Annotated in this window: 22 protein-coding genes; 10 read left to right on the forward strand and 12 right to left on the reverse strand. The window is 64.4% G+C overall.

What is annotated here, in order from left to right; genetic code table 11:
* The 6 genes from IG122_RS11130 to ccmA all read right to left on the reverse strand — a co-directional run bounded on the left by IG122_RS11130 (position 1) and on the right by ccmA (position 4,872).
* Complete coding sequence (locus IG122_RS11130; RefSeq protein ID WP_193183475.1) at positions 1 to 1,995, reverse strand: heme lyase CcmF/NrfE family subunit; 1,995 nt, start codon at positions 1,993 to 1,995, stop codon at positions 1 to 3.
* Entirely contained in the window at positions 1,992 to 2,438 is a 447-nt protein-coding gene (ccmE, locus tag IG122_RS11135; RefSeq protein ID WP_193183477.1) for a cytochrome c maturation protein CcmE, read from the reverse strand. The genes IG122_RS11130 and ccmE overlap by 4 nt, the downstream gene beginning before the upstream one ends.
* Positions 2,428 to 2,640 (reverse strand): heme exporter protein CcmD, encoded by a 213-nt coding sequence (gene ccmD / locus IG122_RS11140; RefSeq protein WP_193183478.1) that lies wholly within the window; start codon positions 2,638 to 2,640, stop codon positions 2,428 to 2,430. Before ccmD ends, ccmE begins: the two co-directional genes overlap by 11 nt.
* A gap of 76 nt (positions 2,641 to 2,716) precedes the next feature.
* Complete coding sequence (locus IG122_RS11145) at positions 2,717 to 3,442, reverse strand: heme ABC transporter permease (protein WP_193183480.1); 726 nt, start codon at positions 3,440 to 3,442, stop codon at positions 2,717 to 2,719.
* 70 nt (positions 3,443 to 3,512) lie between these two features.
* Positions 3,513 to 4,178, reverse strand: a complete 666-nt coding sequence (gene ccmB, locus IG122_RS11150; protein ID WP_193183482.1) for a heme exporter protein CcmB — start codon at positions 4,176 to 4,178, stop codon at positions 3,513 to 3,515.
* Between the two features lie 7 nt (positions 4,179 to 4,185).
* The gene (ccmA, locus tag IG122_RS11155) at positions 4,186 to 4,872 is read right to left on the reverse strand and encodes a heme ABC exporter ATP-binding protein CcmA (protein ID WP_193183484.1); all 687 of its coding nucleotides are present in this window, start codon (positions 4,870 to 4,872) and stop codon (positions 4,186 to 4,188) included.
* Positions 4,873 to 5,266: 394 nt separating this feature from the next.
* On the opposite strand from ccmA, the gene IG122_RS11160 reads away from it, so the two are divergent.
* From IG122_RS11160 to IG122_RS11170, 3 genes are all read left to right on the forward strand, one after another.
* On the forward strand, positions 5,267 to 6,460 hold the full coding sequence (locus tag IG122_RS11160) for a CaiB/BaiF CoA transferase family protein (RefSeq protein ID WP_193183486.1): 1,194 nt from the start codon (positions 5,267 to 5,269) through the stop codon (positions 6,458 to 6,460).
* A 25-nt stretch (positions 6,461 to 6,485) separates the two neighbouring features.
* Positions 6,486 to 7,283, forward strand: a complete 798-nt coding sequence (locus IG122_RS11165) for an enoyl-CoA hydratase (protein ID WP_193183487.1) — start codon at positions 6,486 to 6,488, stop codon at positions 7,281 to 7,283.
* Between the two features lie 85 nt (positions 7,284 to 7,368).
* Positions 7,369 to 8,259, forward strand: coding sequence for a sulfotransferase family protein (locus tag IG122_RS11170; protein ID WP_193183489.1), 891 nt, complete (start codon positions 7,369 to 7,371; stop codon positions 8,257 to 8,259).
* 22 nt (positions 8,260 to 8,281) lie between these two features.
* Here the strand turns inward: IG122_RS11170 and IG122_RS11175 are convergent, their stop codons facing one another.
* Positions 8,282 to 8,503 (reverse strand): hypothetical protein, encoded by a 222-nt coding sequence (locus IG122_RS11175; protein WP_193183491.1) that lies wholly within the window; start codon positions 8,501 to 8,503, stop codon positions 8,282 to 8,284.
* Positions 8,504 to 8,556: 53 nt separating this feature from the next.
* On the opposite strand from IG122_RS11175, the gene IG122_RS11180 reads away from it, so the two are divergent.
* The 3 genes from IG122_RS11180 to IG122_RS11190 all read left to right on the forward strand — a co-directional run bounded on the left by IG122_RS11180 (position 8,557) and on the right by IG122_RS11190 (position 11,691).
* Complete coding sequence (locus IG122_RS11180; protein WP_193183493.1) at positions 8,557 to 9,987, forward strand: amidase; 1,431 nt, start codon at positions 8,557 to 8,559, stop codon at positions 9,985 to 9,987.
* A gap of 191 nt (positions 9,988 to 10,178) precedes the next feature.
* Positions 10,179 to 10,841 carry an HAD family hydrolase gene (locus IG122_RS11185; protein WP_193183495.1) on the forward strand — a complete coding sequence of 221 codons (663 nt, stop codon included), beginning with the start codon at positions 10,179 to 10,181 and terminating at the stop codon, positions 10,839 to 10,841.
* A 187-nt stretch (positions 10,842 to 11,028) separates the two neighbouring features.
* A complete protein-coding gene (locus IG122_RS11190) occupies positions 11,029 to 11,691 on the forward strand; it encodes an HAD family hydrolase (RefSeq protein WP_193183497.1) in 663 nt (220 codons plus the stop codon).
* A gap of 106 nt (positions 11,692 to 11,797) precedes the next feature.
* On the opposite strand, the gene IG122_RS11195 is transcribed toward IG122_RS11190, so the two are convergent.
* Positions 11,798 to 12,256, reverse strand: coding sequence for a tetratricopeptide repeat protein (locus IG122_RS11195; RefSeq protein WP_193183500.1), 459 nt, complete (start codon positions 12,254 to 12,256; stop codon positions 11,798 to 11,800).
* A gap of 62 nt (positions 12,257 to 12,318) precedes the next feature.
* Positions 12,319 to 13,206: an S-methyl-5'-thioadenosine phosphorylase gene (locus IG122_RS11200; protein WP_193183502.1), complete on the reverse strand. Its 888-nt coding sequence runs from the start codon at positions 13,204 to 13,206 to the stop codon at positions 12,319 to 12,321.
* A 272-nt stretch (positions 13,207 to 13,478) separates the two neighbouring features.
* Between IG122_RS11200 and IG122_RS11205 the strand changes: the two genes are divergently transcribed.
* Positions 13,479 to 16,946 (forward strand): response regulator, encoded by a 3,468-nt coding sequence (locus tag IG122_RS11205; protein WP_193183504.1) that lies wholly within the window; start codon positions 13,479 to 13,481, stop codon positions 16,944 to 16,946.
* On the forward strand, positions 16,943 to 18,043 hold the full coding sequence (locus IG122_RS11210) for a response regulator (protein WP_193183506.1): 1,101 nt from the start codon (positions 16,943 to 16,945) through the stop codon (positions 18,041 to 18,043). The genes IG122_RS11205 and IG122_RS11210 overlap by 4 nt, the downstream gene beginning before the upstream one ends.
* A gap of 81 nt (positions 18,044 to 18,124) precedes the next feature.
* Here IG122_RS11210 and IG122_RS11215 read toward each other — a convergent pair whose 3' ends face one another.
* The 3 genes from IG122_RS11215 to petA are packed head-to-tail and all read right to left on the reverse strand — an operon-like array spanning position 18,125 to position 20,697.
* Complete coding sequence (locus IG122_RS11215) at positions 18,125 to 18,898, reverse strand: cytochrome c1 (protein ID WP_193183508.1); 774 nt, start codon at positions 18,896 to 18,898, stop codon at positions 18,125 to 18,127.
* A complete protein-coding gene (locus IG122_RS11220) occupies positions 18,898 to 20,154 on the reverse strand; it encodes a cytochrome b (protein ID WP_193183509.1) in 1,257 nt (418 codons plus the stop codon). Before IG122_RS11220 ends, IG122_RS11215 begins: the two co-directional genes overlap by 1 nt.
* A gap of 12 nt (positions 20,155 to 20,166) precedes the next feature.
* Positions 20,167 to 20,697, reverse strand: coding sequence for a ubiquinol-cytochrome c reductase iron-sulfur subunit (gene petA / locus IG122_RS11225; RefSeq protein ID WP_193183511.1), 531 nt, complete (start codon positions 20,695 to 20,697; stop codon positions 20,167 to 20,169).
* A 197-nt stretch (positions 20,698 to 20,894) separates the two neighbouring features.
* Here petA and IG122_RS11230 point away from each other — a divergent pair, with 197 nt between their 5' ends.
* Together IG122_RS11230 and IG122_RS11235 are read left to right on the forward strand one after the other, a co-directional pair.
* Positions 20,895 to 21,374, forward strand: coding sequence for a tRNA (cytidine(34)-2'-O)-methyltransferase (locus IG122_RS11230; RefSeq protein ID WP_193183514.1), 480 nt, complete (start codon positions 20,895 to 20,897; stop codon positions 21,372 to 21,374).
* Between the two features lie 199 nt (positions 21,375 to 21,573).
* Positions 21,574 to 22,188, forward strand: a complete 615-nt coding sequence (locus IG122_RS11235) for a TetR/AcrR family transcriptional regulator (protein ID WP_193183516.1) — start codon at positions 21,574 to 21,576, stop codon at positions 22,186 to 22,188.
* Positions 22,189 to 22,219 lie beyond the last annotated feature (31 nt).

The following is a 22,219-nucleotide window of genomic DNA, read 5'->3' on the forward strand; positions in this document are numbered from 1 at the left end:
TCAGTCCGCACCTTCCGCAACGGCCGGGCCACCCGGCCTTTTCGCCGATCGTTTTGGCGCGCCGACCCGAAGGCGGCGGTCGGAGAGCGAGAACAGACCGCCGAGGACCATGATCATGGCCCCGGTCCAGATCCAGGGCACCAGCGGCTTGACCCAGACACGGACGATGACGCCGTCGGCCGCGCTGCCCTCCCCGATCGCGACATAGAGATCGCCCGCGATGCCGGAGCGGATCGCGGCCTCGGTCGTCGGCATCTGCTGCACCGGATAGAGACGCCGCTCGGGGTGAAGTACGGCGAAAGGTTCCCCGTTCTTCGTCACGGCCAGCGTCGCGGTGTCGCTGAAATAGTTCGGCCCCTGAGTGCGGCTCAGATCCTCCAGCACCAGTTCGTACTGACCGAGAGTCATGCTGTCGCCCGGCTTGGCGTTCACCACCAGCTCACGGGTCCAGTTGGTCTCGCCCGTGGCGCCGCAGATGAAGATCGCGATACCGATATGGGCGAGGCTCATGCCGTAGGCGGCGCCCGGAAGCTTCACCAGCCGGCGCAAGCTCTCGCCGACGGGAATCCGGAACAGGCGGACGCGCTCGGCAAGCTCGGTGACCACCCCGCCCGCGACCCATGCAGCGAAACCGAAGCCGAGCACCGGAGCCAGCGGCGCCTCGTCCGACAGCACCAGGATGCCGCCCGCCACGACGACGGTGAAGAGCGCGCTGACCCAGAGCTTTTCGACCGCAACCCGCAGGTTGCCGCGTTTCCACGGCAGCAGCGGGCCGAGCGCGAGCAGGACCAGCAGCGGGATCATCACCGGCACGAAGGTGGCGTTGAAGAACGGCGCGCCGACCGAGACCTTGTCCCCGGTCATGGCATCGAGGAAGAGCGGGTAGAGCGTGCCGATGAAGACCGTCGCCGTCGCAACGCTGAGGATCAGGTTGTTGAGAACCAGCCCGCCCTCACGGCTGACGGGCGCGAAGAGACCGCTCGCCTTGAGCGCCGGGGCGCGGACCGCGAACAGGGTCAGCGAGCCGCCGACCGCGACGATCAGGATGCCGAGAATGAAAAGCCCGCGTTCCGGATCGACGGCGAAGGCGTGCACCGAGGTCAGGATGCCGGAGCGGACCAGGAAGGTGCCCATCAGGCTGAGCGAGAAGGTGATGATGGCGAGCAGGATGGTCCAGGCCTTGAGCGCGTCGCGCTTCTCCACCACGATGGCGGAATGCAGTAGCGCGGTGCCGGCGAGCCAGGGCATGAAGCTCGCATTCTCGACCGGGTCCCAGAACCACCAGCCGCCCCAGCCGAGTTCGTAATAAGCCCACCAGCTGCCGAGCGTGATGCCTGCCGTCAGGCAGGTCCAGGCGCCAAGCGTCCACGGCCGGACCCAGCGGGCCCAGGCCGGATCGACCTTGCCCTCGATCAGCGCCGCCATGGCGAAGGAAAAGGCGAGCGAGAAGCCGACATAGCCGACATAAAGCATGGGCGGATGGAAGGCGAGGCCCGGGTCCTGCAGCAGCGGGTTCAGGTCGCGGCCGTCGAGCGGCGCCGGGTCTAGGCGCTCGAAGGGGTTCGAGGTCAGCAGGATGAAGGCGAGGAAGGCAAGCCCGATCATCCCCTGCATGGAGATCACCCGCGCCTTCAGCGTGTCCGGGAGCTGGCTGCCGAAGGCAGCGACGGCAAAACCGAACATGGCGAGGATGAGAACCCAGAAGAGCATCGAGCCCTCGTGATTCCCCCAGACGCCGGAGATCTTGTAGAGCAGCGGCTTCAGGCTGTGGGAGTTCTCGGCGACATTGGCGACCGAGAAATCGGACGTGAGGTAGGCGTGGGTGAGCGCCCCGAAGGAGATCGCGATCAGCAGGAACTGCGCGGACGCGGCCGGCCCGGCGAACCCCATCAGAGCCCGGTCCCGCTGCGCGGCGCCGTAGAGCGGCACCACGGTCTGGGCGAGCGCGACGAAAAAGGCGAGCGTCAGGGCGTAATGCCCGATTTCAGCAATCATTGTTTTTCCGTTGCGTGCTGCCAGCGGCCAGATTTTTTAAGCGCGTCCGCAACCTCGCGCGGCATGTAGTTCTCGTCATGCTTGGCGAGCACCTCGCTCGCATTGAAGACCCCGCCGTCGAACTTGCCCTCCGCGACCACACCCTGCCCCTCGCGGAACAGATCCGGCAACTGGCCGCGATAGACCACCTTCACCGAATGTTCGAGATCGGTGACGGTGAATTCGGTGCGCAGCCCGTTCTCGAAACTCGCGACGCTGTTCTCCTCAACGAGCCCGCCGACCCGGATGCGACGGTCGGGGCCGATTTCCTTGGCCTGGAGTTCGGTCGGGCTGAAGAAGAAGACGAGATTTTCCTCGAACGCGGTCAGCACCAGCGCCGCCGCGGCGCCCAGCATGGTCAGTCCGATCAGAACGATCGAAAGACGACGTCTCTTAGGCGTCATTGGCCATTTCCTCCACGCGCCCCTGGTTTCGGCGCTGCCGGCGCCCGCCGACCCGTTCCTCGAGCGTCTTCAGTTCGCGGTCGCGCGCCCGCATTGCAGTCAAAGAGGCGATCAGCATGCCGACGAGAACGACAAGGACGACGGCATAAGACGACCAGACATAAGCCGCGTATCCGCCCATTTCGAGAAAGTCCCTCAGCATCCCGCTCCGCACTCAATCGCTGACATAGATCATTTAGTCTGAACGCCGCCGGTTCAAGGCGACTTTGCGTCGCGCCTCATACCGGGTCCGAAAGACGCAGCAGCCGGATCCGGCGCGCCGTCAGCTCGCCCCGCATCCGCACGATCAGCAGATAGAGGAAATAGAGCTTAAATGCGGCAGCCATCAGCATCAGAGGCAGAAGCATCGAGGGATCGATCGCCGGTCCGTCCATGCGCGCCACGCTCGCCGGCTGGTGCAGCGTGTTCCACCAGTCGACCGAGAACTTAATGATCGGAATGTTCACCGCGCCGACCAGCAGCAGGATCGCGCCGGCCTTCGAGCCGCGCTCCGGATCGTCGAAGGCGTTCACCAGCGCGATATAGCCGAGATAGAGGAAGAACAGGATCAGCACAGAGGTGAGGCGTGCATCCCAGACCCACCAGGTGCCCCACATCGGCTGCCCCCAGAGCGATCCGGTGACCAACGCCATCAGCGTGAAGCCGGCACCGATCGGCGCCGCCGCCTGCGCCGCGACATCGGCGAGGGGATGTTTCCAGATCAGGAAGCTGGCCGCCGCCAACGCCATCATCGTGTAGACGAACATCGCCATCCAGGCCGCCGGGACATGGACATACATGATCCGCACCGTTTCGCCCTGCTGGTAATCCGGCGGCGAGTCGAAAAGGCCGTAATAGAGCCCGGCGGCCCCGGTCGCGAGACCGAGCAGCATGATCCAGGGCTGCAGGCGCGCCGCGAGGCGCATGAAGCGCGCCGGGTTTGCAAACCAGTGGAACCAGTTCATCCGCGCATGATCTCCCGTTGCCGGTCTTGTTGGACCGTTTCGTCCGTTGAACACCAAAGGGCGGGAAAACTCAACTGACAGCCTGTCGCAAGGCGGCCGCCGTCGCCCAGGGCGCGAGCGGCAAAGTGGCGAGCAGCATGGCCCCGATGATCAGCAGCTGCGCCTTCGACGATTGCCCTGTGACCGCCGCCTCGATCGCCGAAACCCCAAAGATCAGCAGCGGGATCGTGAGCGGCAGCACCAGCAGCGCGACCAGCGCACCCGCCCTGCGCGCGCCGAGCACAAGGGCGGCGCCGATCCCGCCGAGCAGGCTGAGGACCGGCGTGCCGAGCGCCATGGTGGCGAGCAGGACCGGAAAAGCGTCCGCCTGCATGTTCATGAACAAGCCAAGCAACGGCGCGATCAGCAGCATCGGCAGCCCCGTGGTAAGCCAGTGCGCGAGACACTTGCCGAGCACCAGCAGTTCCAGCGGCGCCGGCGCCAGCAGCATCAGCTCCAGCGTGCCGTCGTCATAGTCGGACTGGAACATCCGGTCGAGCGAGAGCATTGCGGCGAGCAGCGCCGCGACCCAGACGATGCCGGCGGAGATCCGCTCCAGCACGCCGGGCTCCGGCCCGACGCCGAGCGGAAACAGGGTGACCACGATGACGAAGAACATCAGCGCCATGGCGGCATCGCTGCCCTGGCGGAGGGCGAGCGAGAGATCGCGGCGGACGATGGCGAGAAATGCGTTCATGAGAGCCTCAGATCGCGACGCAGAGCAAATCTCCGGCCGCGTCGAGGTCCACCGGCCCGGGCGCGAAGGCGGAGAGATCGAGTTCCGCCACGCCGTCCCCTGTCTCGAAGCGGATGTGGGTGGCGGCGACGATCATGCCGCCGCGCGCCCGATGCGTCGCGATCGCCTGCTCGAGCGCTTCGACACCGTCGGCATCGAGCCCGACCGTCGGCTCGTCGAGGATCCAGAGCGGCGCCTCGCTGACCAGCAGACGGGCGAGCGCGAGGCGGCGTTTCTGCCCGGAAGAGAGATAACGCGCCGGAAAGTCGGCGCGGTGGGAGATCCCGAACCGCTCCAGGGCCTCTCCGACGGAACGGCCCGTGCCGCCGCGCATCTCGCGCCAGAAAGTCAGGAGCTCCTCGGCCGTCATGGCCGGCTTCGCGGCATCGGCATGGCCGACATAATGCAGCCGCGCGGCATGCCCCGCCGGGTCGTCCCGGACCGGCGCGTCGTCCCAGAACATGGCGCCCGCCTCCGGACGCACCAGGGTGGCCATGACGCGCAGCAGGCTCGACTTGCCGCTGCCGTTCAGTCCGCGGAGGATCAGCGCACCGCCCGACGCCAGACTGAAATCGAGCCGGTCGAAGACCAGGCGCCCGCCCCTGCGGCAGCGCAGGGCTTCGCCCTCGAAGCGGTGATCGCCGAAAGTTTCCATGAAAGCAACATCCTCGCCCCTGCCCCAGCGGCGGGGCGGGCTCACAATAGGGGAGGTCGCGCCGCGCCTCAACGCGTCAGGGCGCCGCGAGCAAAATCCGGATTTCGCGCAAAGAAAGCGGCGCCGGTCTGGGGGAGGGGGGAATGCGGCGCCGCTTTTCAAGTTCCCGACCCGTCAAAGAGTCGGAGAAGGGGACCAGTTCTTGACGGAACCTCCGCCAAGCCGGTTTACCGGGGACTGCCGGTATATGAAAAATATAGGAACCCGATATGGCGATTTCGAGATCTGTCGGTGTATTTTTTCCAGCCAATCACGAAACCCCGTCGCCAAAGGCCGTTTCCTTTCGCCTGCGCATGGTTCAGATATAAAAAAAACTCTTCAAGGGAGAAGTAATTTGCCCGCGATCCACGCCTCCGCCGCCCTCTCCCGCTTCACGGTCCTCGACCTGACGCGGGTCCGTTCCGGTCCGACCTGCGTGCGCCAGCTCGCCGACTGGGGCGCCAACGTCATCAAGATCGAACTGCCCGAGGCGATGGAGGCCGGAAACCAACTCGGCGGCGCGCGCGAGGGTTCCGATTTCCAGAACCTGCACCGCAACAAGCGGGCGATGACGCTGAACCTGAAGGATCCCGAAGGCCTCGCCATCCTGAAAAAGATGGCGAAAACCGCCGACGTCATCGTGGAGAACTTCCGCCCCGACGTGAAACAGCGCCTCGGCATCGATTACGAGACCCTGGCGAAGGACAATCCGGGCCTCGTCTATGCCTCGATCTCCGGTTTCGGCCAGGACGGCCCCTATGCCAAGCGTCCGGGCTTCGACCAGATCGCGCAGGGCATGGGCGGGCTGATGTCGATCACCGGCGCCCCCGGCGAGGGCCCGATGCGTGTCGGCATCCCGGTTGCGGACCTGACGGCCGGTATCTTCGCCTCCCAGGGCATCATGCTGGCGCTGCTCGAGCGTGAGCAGTCCGGCAAGGGCCAGTGGGTCCATACCTCACTCCTGCAGGCGCAGATCTTCATGCTCGACTTCCAGGCTTCGCGCTGGACCATGAGCGGCGAGGTCGCCAAGCAGGCCGGCAACAACCACCCGACCAGCATCCCAACCGGCGTCTTCAAGACCAGCGACGGCTACATGAACATCGCCGTCTCGGGCGAGAAGATCTGGACCCGCTTCTGCGAGGCCATCGGCCGCCCGGACCTGCCCACGAACGAGGATTACGACACCGGACCCAAGCGCTCGGAAAACCGCGACACGCTCAACGCCATCATCCAGGACGTGCTCGTGACGGAGAGCACCAAGCACTGGGTCGATCTCTTCAACAAGGAAGGCGTGCCTGCCGGGCCGATCTACAATATCGACCAGACCTTCGCCGACCCGCAGGTGAAGCATCTCGGCATGCAGCAGACCGTGCATTCGAAGGAGCTCGGCGATATCGACCTCGTCGCCCAGCCGATCACCCTCTCCCGCACACCGAGCAAGTTCGTCGCCGCGCCGCCCTCCTACGGCGAGCACACGGACGAAATCCTCGGCGAACTCGGCATGAGCGCCGAGGAGATCAAGGTCCTGCGCGACAAGCAGGTCATCTGAGCTGAGCCGAACCGAAAGCAGAACCATGCCCGCAAGCGCCCCGCAGCCTATCCTGACCGAGTTCAAGAACGGCATCGCCCGCCTGATCTTCAACAATCCGGCCCGCCACAACGCTATGTCGCTGGAGATGTGGACCCATGGCGCCGAATTGCTGGAGGCCTTCGGGCGCGACGACAATGTCCGCGCCATCCTGCTGACCGGTGCGGGCAGCGAGGCCTTCGTCGCCGGCGCGGACATCTCCAAGTTCGGCGACGAACGGGCGAGCCGGGAGGCGGTGGAGACCTATGACCGCGCCGTCGCCCGTTTCCAGCAGGTGATGCGGGCGCTCGAGAAGCCGACAATCGCGCGGATCAACGGTTTCTGCATCGGCGGTGGCCTCGCCATCGCGATCGAGTGCGACATCCGGATCTGCTCGGAGAAATCGCGCTTCTCGGTGCCGGCGGCCAAGCTCGGTATCGGCTATGCGATGGATGGCATCCGCCGCCTGCGCACCCTCGTCGGCCCCGCCTTCGCGGCCGAGATCTTCTACACCGCCCGACAGTTCACCGCGGCGGAGGCAGTGATGATGGGGCTGGTCAACCGGGTCCTGCCGGAAGCCGAGCTCGACGCCCATGTCGAGGATCTGCTGTCCCGCATCTCCGAGAACGCCCCGCTCGCCATCCACACGGCGAAACGGGCGCTGATCGAGCTGGAAAAACCCGAAGAGGACCAGGACGCGGCCGCCTGCGACGCGCTGGTGCTGAAATGCATGGAGAGCGAGGATTATGTCGAGGGACGGACCGCTTTCATGGAAAAGCGAAAGCCGGTTTTCCGGGGACGCTGACCTGGTCTAGATTGCGGCCCGCGAAACACATGTGAGCGGGTCCGTGGCCGAAGGCGCCGGTCCCGCATCCTTCGAGGACGACTGAATGCCCGATCCGTTCGACGCGGTCCATGCCCGTCTGCTGGAACTCCCGGTCTTCTTTGTCGGCGGCATGCCGCGCTCCGGGACCACCTGGATGCAGCAATTGCTGAACGCCCATCCGAACGTACTCTGCATGGGCGAGTCGCGCTTCTTCGAGGATCTGATCCCCAATCTCTACGAGATGCTGAAGAGCTACAGCCAGCGTCGCCACGACCTGGTCGACACCTGGGGTCCCGGCGTGAACGGTCTGGTGGGGATGCATATGGGGCCGATCTTCAAAGCCTCCTTCGCGTCCCTCGCCGGCGCCAATCTCGGGGACAAGGATGTCGCCGATCTGGTCACGGTCGGCGAGAAGACGCCGGACAACATCACCAGCCTCCGCCGTCTCTGGCAGATTTATCCCGAAGCCCGCGTCATCCATGTGATCCGCGATCCGAGGGACGGCGCGGTCTCGGGCTATATCCGCTTCAATACGAAACTGGTCCGGCACATTTCGCGCGAGGACTACATCCCCTCCTATTGCGAGCAGTGGCGCAACCGGATCCTGGAGGCCCGCAAGCTCGCCGAGGGGCACGCCTTCATGGAGGTGCGCTACGAGGATCTGCATGCGGACGCGGAAAATACCGCGGCGAAGCTGTTCCGCTTCCTCGGCGCGCCGGACGATGCGGAGACGGTCGCGGCGGCGGTCCAGAAAGCCAGCTTCGAGAGCCTCTCCGGCGGCCGCAAGCGCGGCGAGACGGATGCCAGGTCGCACTACCGCCAGGGCGTCGTCGGCGGCTGGCGCGCGGAGCTGACGGAAACGGAACAGGCCGCAGCGATCGAGGCGGCGGAACCAGTGCTTTCTGAGCTTGGATATCTGGAGCCGGAAGATCGGGCGGCATCCGGCGAAGCCTGAAGCCCGCCGACACCAAGCCGCCTCATCCCGCGAACCGCCCCTTGAACGGCACGCCCGAGAGCAGGGTCACCAGATGCGCCGCGAGCACGAGGCAGGTGACGACGGCGAAAATCTGGATCATCGTATAAGGGATCAGGGTAACATTCCCTGGAAGCCGCTCCTTGCGGTCCTGGAGGCGTGCGAACGCGAAAACCAGGGCTGCGGCGGCAAGCGCGATCAAAGTGGTCAGGAGGTCCATGCGCACCTAAGTAATTCAAAAGAACCCAACGATAAAAAACGACAGGGGGAAACATAAGCATGAGTGTTGCCAACCGCCAGCAGACCGCGACCAGCGGCAGCTACGATCCGGCGAGTCAGAAACTGCTGACGTTCCACGACGCGGTCCCGGCCTTCCGGGACGGAAGCGACAGTCCGCGCGCCTATCTGGAGCGCTGTCTCGAGGTGATCGAGGCGCGCGAGCCGGACGTCCAGGCCTGGGTCACGCTCAATCACGAGGGCGCCCGCAAGGCCGCTGACGAAGCCAGCGCCCGCTACAAGGCCGGCAGGCAGCTTTCCCCCGTCGACGGCATGCCGATCGGCATCAAGGATCTCTTCATGACGAAGGACATGCCGACCGAGATGGGCAGTCCGCTGTACAAGGGCAACGAGACCCATGCCGACAGCGCCCTCGTCTACGGCCTGCGCATGTCCGGCGCGGTGATCCTCGGCAAAACGGTGACGACGGAGCTCGGCTTCTCGCATCCCGGCCCGACCCGGAACCCGTTCAATCCCGACCGCACGCCCGGCGGTTCCTCAAGCGGCTCGGCCGCGGCGATCGGCGCCGGCATGGTGCCTGCCACCATCGGCTCGCAGGTCGTCGGTTCGGTGATCCGTCCCGCCAGCTTCTGCGGCAATTACGCGATCAAGCCGACGCTCGGCGCGCTGAACCGGGGCGAGCGCGCGGGCACCCTCAGCCAGAGCCATATCGGCGTGCATGCGGGCGCGCTCGAGGACATGTGGGCGGTGGCCTACCAGATCGCCGCAACGGCGGGCGGCGACGCGGGCTATCCCGGCCTCTACGGCGAGGAAGTGCCCTCCGGACCGAAGAAGCCGACCCACCTCATCCTGCTGCAGACCGAAGGCTGGGAGATGCTGGACGGCACCAGCCGCGCCGCCTTCGAGAAGATCCTGGACCAACTCCGGCGGCAGGATATCCAGATCCTCACCCGGGCCGACAGCCCGACCATCGATGCCTGCGAGGTGGCGATGGCGGAAAGCCTGAAGCTCGCCCGCGACATCTGCTGCTGGGAGCTGCGCTGGTCCCTGCGCAATCTCGCCGAGAAGGACCGCAGCCTGATGAGCGAGAGCCTGCAGCAGCGCCTCGCCCTTGCCGAGGACATGAGCCTCGCGGACTACCGGGCCGCGCTCGACCAGCGCGAGCGGATGCGGACCCGCTTCAAGGCGCTGGCGCCTTTCGCGGACGGCTGCATTACCCTCTCCTCGGTCGGTATCGCACCGCCGTTCGACGGCTCGGGGAGCACTGGCGAGCCGGGGATCACGCACCAGACCGGTCTGCCGGCCTTCAACGCGGCGACCTCGGCCCTCGGCGCGCCCGCGATCACGCTGCCCCTGATGGCCATCTCCGGCATGCCGGTCGGTGTCCAGCTCGTCGGCCAGCTCCACCGGGACCAGGACCTCACCGGCCTCGCCGCCTGGATGCGGGAAAACGTGAAGCCGGTCTCGATGTAGGCCTTTTCTGCATCGTCATCCCGGCGCAGGCCGGGACCCGGGGATCATAGAGCGTTCTCTGTCTTCCTCTGGGCCCCGGCCTCCGCCGGGGTGACGGTTGTTGTGGTTTCGTGAAAACGTGCCCGCACCGGTGACATTTCCGGCATAAGCTCCTAAATCATGTTACCCGCCTCTTCCTGCACCGGACTCCCATGTTCTCGGCCATCATCTTCGACTGCGACGGCGTCCTCATCAATTCCGAGTCGATCCTGCGCGCCTTCTACCTCCGGCGTTTGGCCGAGCTCGGCCTGAAATACGAGCCGGAGGCCTACAGCAAGCGCTTCAAAGGCAAGGCCTGGCCGCAGTTTTCGGCGCTGGTCGAAGAGGAGTACCAGCAGAAATTCGGCAACCCGCTCCCGGAAGGCTGCTTCGACAGCATCAAGGACGAGACCTGGGCCGAATACAAACGCGCGCTGACCCCGACGGAGGGCATCGCCGCCCTGCTCTCCACTTTGAGGCTGCCCAAGGCCGTCGCCTCCAACAGCGGGGCCGCCTCGCTGGAGCGCAAGCTGCGCCACACCGGCCTGCTGAAGCATTTCGACCCGCATCTCGTCTCGCTCGACCATGTCGCGCGCGGCAAGCCCGCGCCGGACATGTTCCTGCTGGCTGCGGAACGGCTGGGCGCGGCGCCCTCCGATTGCCTCGTCATCGAGGACAGCACCACCGGCGTCACGGCCGCGACCAAGGCCGGCATGACTTCCTGGGGCTATATCGGGGAAGGCGGCGGCGACGCGGACCTGCCGGAGATGCTCAGGGACGCCGGGGCCAGCGAGATCTTCGCCCATCACGACGAGATCCGGGAACGGTTGGGATAATTTTCACAATCGTCACCCCGGCGCATGCCGGGGCCCAGAAGGAAGACGGGCCGCACTCCGCGCTCCCTGGGTCCCGGCCTCCACCGGGATGACGTCGGTCTGGACAATGCCGGAAGACACACCCGACGGTGACAGGGACTTGCGCATCGGCTAAATCGTAGCCCGCTTCCTGTGAGGTATCGGTATCATGTTCTCGGCCATCATCTTCGACTGCGACGGCGTTCTGGTGAATTCTGAATCGATCCACGTTGCCCTCGAACTCGAACATCTCGCGGAACTCGGATTGGTCTACGAGCGCGGCGATTATATTCACCGGATGAAAGGGCGGTCCTGGCCAGATTTTCTCGCCGCGCTATCAAACGACCATGAAGCGGCCTTCGCAACCAAACTGCCCGATAGTTTCTCTACGCGGCTCTCCAATGCGGTCTGGGCAGCGTTCGAAGAACAATTGAGTGCGATGGCCGGCGTCGCCGAGCTGCTCAACGGTCTCTCGCAGCCACGCGCCGTCGCCTCCTCAAGCGGACATCGCGCCCTGCGGTCCAAACTGGAGATGACCGGCCTTATTTCCTACTTCGACCCGCATGTGGTCTCCAGCGACCATGTCGAGAAAGCCAAGCCCGCTCCCGACATCTTCCTGCATGCGGCCGAGGGATTGAATGTTCCGCCTCGAAGCTGCCTGGTGATCGAGGATAGCGTCAACGGCGTGCTGGGAGCCCGCGCGGCCGGAATGACGGTTTGGGGTTATACCGGCGACGCGCCCGGGGAAGAAGCCCTGCCCGAGCGTCTGCGGAACGCCGGCGCCAGCGAGATCTTCGCCCATCACGACGAAATCCGGGAACGGTTGGGGTAGCTCGACACGGTTGTCATTCCCGCGAAATCTGGGACCTAGGGATCCAGGTCACCGCTCTACGTTCTCTGGGTCCCCACTTGCACAAACTGAAAAAGCGAAAGAACCCCTACCCCAGATCCTGCTCCGCCATCGCGATGCGGGCGTCGTGGAAGCGCGGGTTGAGGGCGAGGCACTGCTCGTAGCAGGTGCGGGCATGGTCGCGGTTGCCGGCGGCGTCGAACACCTGGCCGAGGGTGAACCAGGGATCGGGGTCGTCTGGCCTGAGATAGATCGAGCGGTTGAGGGCCGTCGCGGCAGGCTCCAGCCAGCCGGCCTCGAAACAGGTCGTGCCGAGCTGGCGCTGATGATCGGCGTCAGACGGGTCGAGCACCGCGGCCATGCCGATCAGCTGCGCCGCTTCGGCATGACGGCCGTTCTGCATGGCAAGAATGCTTTTGACATGGAGCGAGCGCGGGCTCTCCGGCTGCCCCTTCGTGACCTTGCGGTAGAGGTTCTCCAGCCGTGCCGTGCCGATATTCACCACCCCGCCGAGGCGCGACGGGGATGGATGTGAGGTCCGTGCCATGACGCGGGTATCTTAGCCCGCGATTGACGGGAGCACCACCCGCGCCGCGCGCCGGGACGCGATCAGCCCTTCAGCACCCGCCCGGCGACCGCGTCGAGCTTGGCGACAACGGCCGGATCGCGCGCGTCCGGATGGGTGATCAGGGCGAATTGCAGCGCGTTGTCGCCGCCCTGCTCGTCCACCTCCGGGCGCTTCGCCAGCATCGGCGCGACGGTGCGCACGAGGTTGCGCGCCTTCTCGGCATTGCCGGTCAGCACCTTGATCACCTGCTCGACCGTCACGCTGTCATGGTCCGGATGCCAGCAGTCATAGTCGGTGACCATGGCGACGGTGGCATAGGGGATCTCCGCCTCGCGGGCGAGCTTGGCCTCCGGCATGTTGGTCATGCCGATCACGTCGCAGCCCCAGGACCGGTAGAGCGTGCTCTCGGCAAAGGTCGAGAATTGCGGGCCTTCCATGCAGATATAGGTCCCGTTGACACTGTAGGGCAGGCCGATCTCCTCGCAGGCCGCCGCCAGCGCCGCCTGGATCCGCGCCGAGACCGGATGACTGAAGGAGACATGCGCGGCGCAGCCGTTGGTAAAGAAGGTCTTCTCGCGCGCGAAGGTGCGGTCGATGAACTGGTCGATCAGCACGAAATGACCCGGCGCGTATTCCTCCTTGAGGGAGCCGACGGCGCTGAGCGAGACGATGTCGGTGACGCCGGCCCGTTTCATCGCGTCGATATTGGCGCGGTAGTTGATGCCGGACGGGTTCAGCTTGTGGCCGCGGCCGTGACGCGGCAGGAAGACCAGCTTCTGGCCATCGAGCTCGCCGAACAGGAGCTGGTCCGACGGCGTGCCGAAGGGCGACTCGACCGTCTCCCAGCGCGTGTTGGTCAGCCCGTCGATCTCGTAGATCCCGCTACCGCCGATAAAGCCAAGCACCGCGTCGCGTGTCAGGTCCGTCATGATAATCGCCCACCCAGATTGATGTCCGGCTTCTGGGTAGCCGAAGGACACTACCTTGCCAACGGCAAAAATGTCCGGGACGTGCTGCCGAGCTCGTGGAAACCGCAGATGTTTCATTGTCGGATTTTTTCTAATCAGGATCATTTTTTGCGACAGCCTGCTAACGCTCTGTTAGCGGTTCGCTGCTATTCATCGAACCTCAGGGTCTCTTTGCTCGGGAACCCATTCCGCATTTCCGCCCAATGGAGGGCATGACCGTCGGCTGAAGCTGGATGAACTTCTACCTGGACCGCTTTTTCTCCCCAGTTCGCGAGGCCTTCGAACCGGCGGCTTCCCTGCCCGGCACCTACAATGTCGGACTGGTCGCGCTGTCGGTGTTCATCGCGATCCTGGCGGCCGTCGTCGCCCTTTCCACGTCGGCGCGCATCGCCGCCGCGCGCAGCAATAGCGCGCGCGCAGCCTGGCTGGTTGCCGGCGGCGGCTGCATGGGCGGCGGCATCTGGGGCATGCACTTCGTCGGCATGCTCGCCTTCTCGTTACCCTGCGGTATCAGCTACGATCCGCTGATCACCCTCGTTTCGATGATTCCCGGGATGCTCGCGAGCACGGTCTCGCTCCTCGTGATCAGCCGCGGCGACCGGATCACGCTCGGCGGACTCACGATCGGAGCCGTCCTGCAGGGCGGGGGCATCGGTGCCATGCATTACGCCGGAATGGCGGCCATGCGGCTCGATGCCGTGCTGCTCTACGACATTCCCATGGTCGCACTTTCGGTTCTCGTCGCCGTGGTGCTGGCCTTCGTGTCTCTCAGCATCCTGTTCCTGCTCAGAAACATCCGGCCTCTCCACCGTCTCGCCGTTCCTGTGGCGGCAATCGTCATGGGATGCAGCGTCGCAGGGATGCACTACATCGCAATGCAGGCAGCGCTCTTCTTCCCGATCGTGAGTGTACTCGGTCCGATCGACACTTTCGCGCCAACGACGATGGCGGTCATCATCACCCTTCTCGTGGCCTGCTTCGGTGCCGCCACCCTTGCCGCTGCCTTCGCCGGACGTCAGTTCGAGACCGCAAGCGTGCTGCGGGACGAGGTCGATCGGCGGACCATGTTGGAACAGCAGGCCCGCGCCGATCACGCTCGGCTGCAGGCGATCATGGACAATGTCGACGCCGCCATCGTAACCATCGACGAACGCGGAACGATCCTGCACTGGTCGCCGGGAGCGGAACGGATTTTCGGCTATCAGACCGACGAGGCGCAGGGCCGGAACATCTCTTCCATGATGCCGAAAGAAGAAGCCGACAAGCACGACGGCCATCTCGCCGATTTTCTGACGATCGGTAAAAAGAGCATCATCGGGGTCGGCCGGGAAGTCACCGGATTGCGCAAGGACGGCTCGACGGTGCCGCTCGAACTTGCGATCAGCGACGCCAGGCTCGAGGGCCGCACGCTCTTCATCGGGATCCTGCACGACATTACCGAACGCAAGCGGAACCACGCCGAGCTGGTCAAAGCACGTGAGGAGGCCGAGGCCGCCAACAAGGCCAAGTCCCTGTTTCTCGCGAACATGAGCCACGAGATCCGCACCCCGCTCAATCCCATCATCGGGATGGCGCACCTGTTGCAGAAAACCGGGCTCAACCGCCTCCAGGCGGGGTATGTCGGCAAGATCCAGCAATCCGGCAAACACCTTCTCAGAATCATCAACGATATCCTCGACTTCTCCAAGGTCGAGGCGGGCGAGCTGATTCTGGAAGAAACAAATTTCGAGCTCGACGAGATCCTGGAGAGCATTTCCTCCGTGGTCTCCGAGCACAGCGCGGAAAAGAATATCGAGCTGATCTTCGACATTCCGACCGACATTCCGAGGGACTTTCGCGGCGACCCGCTCCGGCTCAGCCAGATCCTGATCAATTTTGCCAGCAATGCCGTCAAATTCACCGAGGCGGGAGAGGTCTGTATCTCCGTCAAGCTGTTGCGACGGACGGAGGAGACCGGACACCTCAAGTTTCTGGTGCGCGATACCGGTATCGGAATCACGCCGGAGCAGCAGCAGAAACTCTTCCGCTCGTTCCAGCAGGCCGACGAATCGACGACCCGCAAGTTCGGCGGCACCGGACTCGGGCTCGCCATCTCGGAGCGGCTCGCCCATCTGATGGGGGGCAGGGTCGGTCTCGAAAGCGAACCCGGCAAGGGCAGCACATTCTGGCTCGACCTTGAGCTCCGGTTAGGCGACCGCACCGGTGTCCAACGCCCGTCGAATCCAGATCTCCGCGGGCGCCGGGTGCTGGTCATCGAGGACAATGCGTCCGCGAACCAGGCGCTCTGTGAAATGCTGCGCTCCATGTCCTTCGAAGTCGACAGCGTCGACAACGGGCAGGCGGCGATCGACCGGGTCCGCCAGGGGAGCCGCTACGACCTCGTCTTCGCAGACTGGCGCATGCCGGGCCTGGACGGTATCGAGACGATCCGGAGGATACGCGAGGAGAGCCCACCGGGAGAGGTTCCCGGGTTCGTGCTTGCGACAGCTTATGGCCGCGACGATGTCATGAAGGCTGCGGCCGACGCCGAGATCGACGAGGTCCTCGTCAAGCCTCTGAACCCCTCGCAATTGCTGAACTCAGCCCTCCGGGTCCTCGGCCCGGAGACCGGAGGGTTCGATATCACGCGGCAGGGCGGCACCGAACAGCCCTCCACGACCTTCCTCGGAAAGCAGCGCATTCTGGTCGTGGAGGACAATCCGCTGAACCGGGACGTTGCGATCGGTCTGTTGCGCTCCTTCGGCGCCGATACGGAGGTCGCCGAGAACGGGGCGGAGGCACTCGACCGTCTGGAGCAACGGCAGTTCGACGCCGTCCTGATGGATGTGCAGATGCCGGTCATGGACGGTTATACCGCGACCCGGGAAATTCGCCGCCGCTACCCCGAGCTGGAACTTCCGATCATTGCCATGACGGCAAATGCCTTGAGCGGAGATCGCGAACGCTGTCTTGAGGCGGGGATGGACGACCATGTCGCCAAACCGATCGATCCGGACCGGCTTTGCGCGGTCCTGGCGGCCCACCTCAAGATCGCAGCGCCCGCTCCGGAAGACATCCGTCCAAGCGATGAAATGCTCTCCGCCGCGGCCGAATTCCGCCTGCATGACAGTATCGATGTCGCCTCCGGCCTCGGACGGGTCCTGGGCGACAAGAAGCGGTATCTCGGATTGCTGCGGCGTTTTCTCGACGGGCAGTCGACCGTCGCGGCACGGATCGCGGAGGCGCTCGCAGTGGAGGATTACGCGACCGCGGAGCTCGAAGCGCACACGGCACGATCCGTCGCCGCGAATATCGGGGCCATGGCCGTGTCCGAAAGCGCCGGCGCCGTCGAACAGGCGATCCGGCTTCGTACCTCCCGCACCGAACTCGGCGTCCTGCTCGACCGGTTCGTGAACGTCCTCGCCCCGGTACTCGAATCTCTTGCCTCGACCGATCTTGAGAACCCGGAATCCGAGGTCGACGCGGAAAGCGAGGCCACCGAGGAAGGACGAGAGGTCCTCGGCGACTTGATCTCTCTCCTTGTCGACGACAACGCCGACGCGCAGGAACTGTTCACGGTCAAAAGAGGCCTCCTGCGCCCGTTTTTCGACGTCTCGACCTTCACGGAACTCTCCGAGGCAATAAACAGTTTCGATCTCGAACGGGCGCACAGGATCTGCGCAAACACCCAGCTTACCGCTCCGGAAGGCGGCACCGCATGACATTCGAACCCCGAAGCCAGAAAACGATCCTCGTGGTCGACGACACTCCGGAAAATCTGACCCTCATGAACGGTCTCCTGAAGGACACCTACAAGGTCAAGATCGCAAATAGCGGGACGCGGGCGCTCGCGATCGCGGCGTCCGAACCGCGACCGGATCTCATTCTGCTCGACGTGATGATGCCGGAAATGGACGGGTACGAAGTCTGCCGCCGGTTGAAGGCCGCCCCCGGCACCATCGATATCCCGGTTGTCTTTCTGACCGCGCGCAGCGATCAGGAGGACGAGTACCAGGGCCTCGAACTCGGGGCGGTGGATTACATCTCCAAGCCTATCAGCCCGCCGATCGTGCTCGCCCGGGTCCGCAATCATCTTCAGTTGAAACGGGCGGCCGATCTTCTGCGCGATCAGAACAGCTACCTCGAGGCCGAGGTCCGCCAGCGCACAGACGATATCCGGGCAATCCGCGACGCCACGATTGTCGCGCTCGCCTCGCTCGCGGAAACACGGGATACGGAAACCGGAAACCATATCCGGCGCACCCAGGACTATGTGAAGGTCCTTGCCGAAGAGCTGCGCCATCACCCGGCTTTCAGGGATGCCCTGACGACGGAAATGATCGAGTTGATGCACCGGTCGGCGCCGTTGCACGATATCGGCAAGGTCGGCGTTCCGGACGCGGTGCTGCTGAAACCCGGACGCCTGACACCCGAGGAGTTCGAGATCATGAAGTCGCACGCGGTTCTGGGGCATGACGCTCTGGCGAAGGCGGAGGCCGTGGCCGGCGGCGGCGACGAGAAGAGCTTCCTCCGGGTCGCGCGCGAGATCGCCCTCACCCACCATGAACGGTGGGACGGCTCGGGATATCCCCAGGGTCTCGCCGGCAAGGACATCCCCGTCGCCGGCCGCCTGATGTCGATTGCCGACGCTTATGACGCAATGATCTCGCAGCGGGTGTACAAGGCCGCGATGCCGCACGAGGACGCGGTCGGGGAGATCCGCAAGGGCCGGGGCACGCAGTTCGACCCCGATGTCGTCGACGCGTTTCTCTCGATCGAAGAGAGGTTCCGCCAGATCGCGGCCTCACACGCGGACTGACAAGGCCGGCGACAACCCTGCAGACAAAAGAAAAGGCCGCGTCCGAAGACGCGGCCTTCGCTTTTCAGACTGTTAGCGGGATCAGTGCACGTCGGCCCAGATCTTCCGCTTCGAGGCGTAGAACAGACCGGAGAGCACGATCAGGAACAGGATCACCGCGATGCCGGTCTGCTTGCGGGTTTCCATGTTCGGCTCGGAAGCCCAGGCGAGGAAGGTGGTCACGTCCTTCGCCATCTGCTCGACGCTGGCCTTGGTGCCGTCGGCATAGGTCACGCCATCGGCATAGAGCGGCTGCGCCATGGCGATCTGATGGCCCGGGAAGTACTTGTTGTAGTTCATCCCCGCCATCAGGGTGACGCCGGCCGGAACTTCCTCGTAACCGGTCAGCACGCCGTAGACATAGTCCTCGAAGCCGGCCCGCGCATCGACGATGAGCGAGAGGTCCGGCGGAAGGGCGCCGCCGTTGGAGGCGCGCGCCGCATTCTCGTTCGCGAACGGCGCCGGGAAACGGTCGGCGGGCGTGCCCGGACGGGTGTACATCTCGCCTTCGTCGTTCGGGCCGTCCTGGACCTCGTACTGCGCCGCGATCGCCTTCACCTCGTCCTCCGAATACCCGAGATCGGTCAGGTTGCGGAAGGCGATATAGTCAAGCGAATGGCAGGTCGAGCAGACTTCCCGGTAGACCTGCAGGCCGCGCTGGGCCGCAGCCCGGTCCAGCGTTCCGAAGATACCGTTGAACGACCAATCCTGCTTCGGCAGGACAACGGCTTCACCGGCGGCGTTCGCCGGCTGTGCTCCACCGAGAGCGAGAACGGCGACGGTAGCGGTTGCCGCGATCAGAGACTTGATACCCATTATGCTTTCTCCTTCGCGGCAGCCGGTGCTGCGGCAGGTCCGCCGGCACCGCCTAGAACGGACTCACTGATGCTCTTGGGGAGCGGCTTCGGTGTCTCGAAGATCGAGAGCAGCGGCAGCGCGATCAGGAAGTAGAAGAAGTAGTAAGCGGTCGCGAAGCGGGCCGCGATGACATAGGTGCCTTCCGCCGGTTTGCCGCCGAGCCAGGTCAGCAGGACGCAGTCGACGAAGAGCAGCCAGAAGAAGATCTTGAAGACCGGGCGGAACTTGCCGCTGCGCACCGGCGAACGGTCGAGCCACGGCAGGATGAACAGCACCGCGATGGCGCCGAACATGGCCAGCACGCCGAGCAGTTTGTCCGGGATCGCGCGCAGGATCGCGTAGAACGGCAGGAAGTACCATTCCGGAACGATGTGCGCCGGCGTGACCAGCGGGTTGGCCGGAATGTAGTTGTCCGGATGCCCGAGGAAGTTCGGCGCGAAGAACACGAACCCGCAGAACGGGATCAGGAAGACGGCGAGGCCGAACATGTCCTTGATCGTGTAGTACGGGTGGAACGGAATGGTGTCCTGCGGCCCCTTCACGTCGATGCCGAGCGGGTTGTTCGAGCCGAAGCGGTGCAGCGCCACGATGTGCAGCACGACGACCGCGAAGATCACGAACGGCAGCAGGTAGTGCAGGGCGAAGAACCGGTTCAGGGTCGGGTTGTCGACCGAGAAGCCGCCCCACAGCCAGGTCACGATGCTGTCGCCGACGACCGGGATCGCGGAGAACAGGTTGGTGATGACGGTGGCGCCCCAGAAGCTCATCTGGCCCCAGGGAAGCACGTAGCCCATGAAGGCGGTGGCCATCATCAGCAGCATGATCACGACGCCCAGCATCCAGAGCAGCTCGCGCGGCGCCTTGTAGGAACCGTAATAGAGGCCTCGGAAGATGTGGATGTAGACGGCGATGAAGAAGAAGCTGGCGCCGTTCATGTGGATGTAGCGGATCAGCCAGCCGGAATTGACGTCGCGCATGATGCGCTCGACCGAGGCGAAGGCGTAGTCCACATGCGGCGTGTAGTGCATCGCAAGCGTGATGCCGGTCACCAGCATGATGACGAGCATGATCCCGGCGAGCGAGCCGAAGTTCCACCAGTAGCTGAGGTTCTTCGGGGTCGGATATTCGTGCGCTTCGTGATGCAGGAAGCTGAAGATCGGCAGGCGGTGGTCGATCCACCGGACAACCGGATTGGAGAAGTTAGCAGTGCTCATCGATCAGCCCCCTCAACCGATTCTAATCGCGGCGTCGCCGGTAAACTCGTAAGGCGGCACATGCAGATTCTGCGGTGCCGGGCCTTTGCGGATCCGACCGGAGGTATCGTAGTGAGAGCCGTGGCAAGGGCAGAACCACCCGCCGTAATCGCCGCGCGGCTCGGTCGTCTTCTGGCCGAGCGGCACGCAGCCGAGATGGGTGCAGATGCCGACGAGGATCAGCCATTCCGGCTTCTCGACCCGTTGCGCATCCGGGGTCGGATCCGGCAGATCGCCGAGATCGACATCCTCGGCTTCCTTGATTTCTTCCGCCGTGCGGTGCCGGATGAAAACCGGTTTGCCCCGCCAGACCACGGTGATCGACATGCCCACTTCGATCGCGGAGAGATCAACCTCCGTGCTCGCGAGGGCCAGCGTATCGGCAGCAGGGTTCATCTGGTTGATGAACGGCCATACCGCGGCCGCGGCGCCAACCGCACCGACGGCACCGCTGGCGACGTTGATAAAGTCGCGCCGTGTCGCGCCTTCTTCCATCTCAGCCATTGTAATTCAGCACCTCTCGCCCACTTTTAATTCGACAGGGAACTTATCCCGTCCCCCACCGCGGTGAGTGCGACACAAGGTCGCGCGCGACCGGCAGGAATTCTAGCCTGCTCCGACGTCATTGCTCCGTCCTATACTACCCCCTGAACCCAATTGCAAAGTCTCCCTAACCTCTCGCGAGCAATAGGCGTCGAACCGTGCGAATTGCGCTCTATCAACCGGATATCCCTCAGAATACCGGAACCATCCTGCGCCTTGCAGCCTGCTTCGGCGTCGGGGTCGATATCATCGAACCCTGCGGCTTCGCCCTGAGCGACGCGCGGATGCGACGCGCGGGCATGGATTACGTCGATCACGTCGACTGGAAGCGGCACATCTCCTGGGAGCGCTTCAAGGACGACCGGACGTCCGGTCGCCTCGTTCTGCTAACCACGAAAGCGGCGGACCCTCTGCAGGAATTCAGTTTTTCCGAAAGCGATACTCTCCTCTTCGGACGGGAATCGGCCGGCGTTCCGGACGAGATTCACGCCGCCGCCGACGCGCGGGTGCTGATTCCCATGCGGCACGGCCTGCGCTCCCTCAACATCGCGGTCAGTGCCTCGATCGCGCTCTGGGAAAGCGCTCCGGCAGACCGGGCTGCGCCAAACAGATCAGCGCTAGATTTCTGCGAGCGGTGACACATCCGCACCAGACCTCTTTCGGCAATAGGCATAGTCATTGTCCGAGCACGGGCTATACTCGATTTCATCGGTCGCGGCGGCTGACTCACGCGATATTGTTTGGACTATTAAGGTGTTTTTAGTGACACCGGGCGCATGTAAGAACGAGTGTTCCGCCGGTTCTTGACAATCCCCGCTCAGAGATCATCCTAACCTCATGGCAAGACAGAAAGAGTTCGACCGGGCAGAAGTCCTGGAAAACGCGATGCGGGCATTCTGGCGCCGCGGATACGAGGCGACGTCCGTGCAGGATCTGGTCGAGGCGACCGGGATCAACCGGGGCTCGATGTACGATACCTTCGGCGACAAGCGCGGCCTCTTTCAGGCCGCCGTTCAGCACTACATTTCCAGCGTCAGCACCGAACGGCTGAAGAAAGTCAGCGAAGCCGAACATCCGGTGACGGGCATCAGGGCCTATTTCGAAGGGCTCGTCGAATTCTCCGTCGGCGACGGGCGCGAGCTCGGATGCCTGATCACGAATTCCGTGGTCGAGCTTGCGCCGCACGACGCCGTGATCGGCGAGACCCTGCGCAAGAGCTTCGCCCGGGTCGAGGATACCTTCTATCGCGCCCTGTTACGGGCCCAGCAGGCCGGCGAACTCGTCGCCGGTCAGGATATCCGCGCCCTGGCCCGGTTCCTGACGGCAACGACGAACGGGCTGCGCGTGCTCGCCCGCGCCGATGCGGACGTCGCGACCCTCCGCGACGTGGTGGACAGCGCCATGTCCGTGCTCGAAGACCGGAAACCGGACCTGCCGGCAGCGGCCGAGTAACACCTCCCTCCGAACACTCCAGTCCTCACTT

Origin of the sequence: Nisaea sediminum (genome assembly GCF_014904705.1) — a bacterium.
Taxonomy (GTDB): domain Bacteria; phylum Pseudomonadota; class Alphaproteobacteria; order Thalassobaculales; family Thalassobaculaceae; genus Nisaea; species Nisaea sediminum.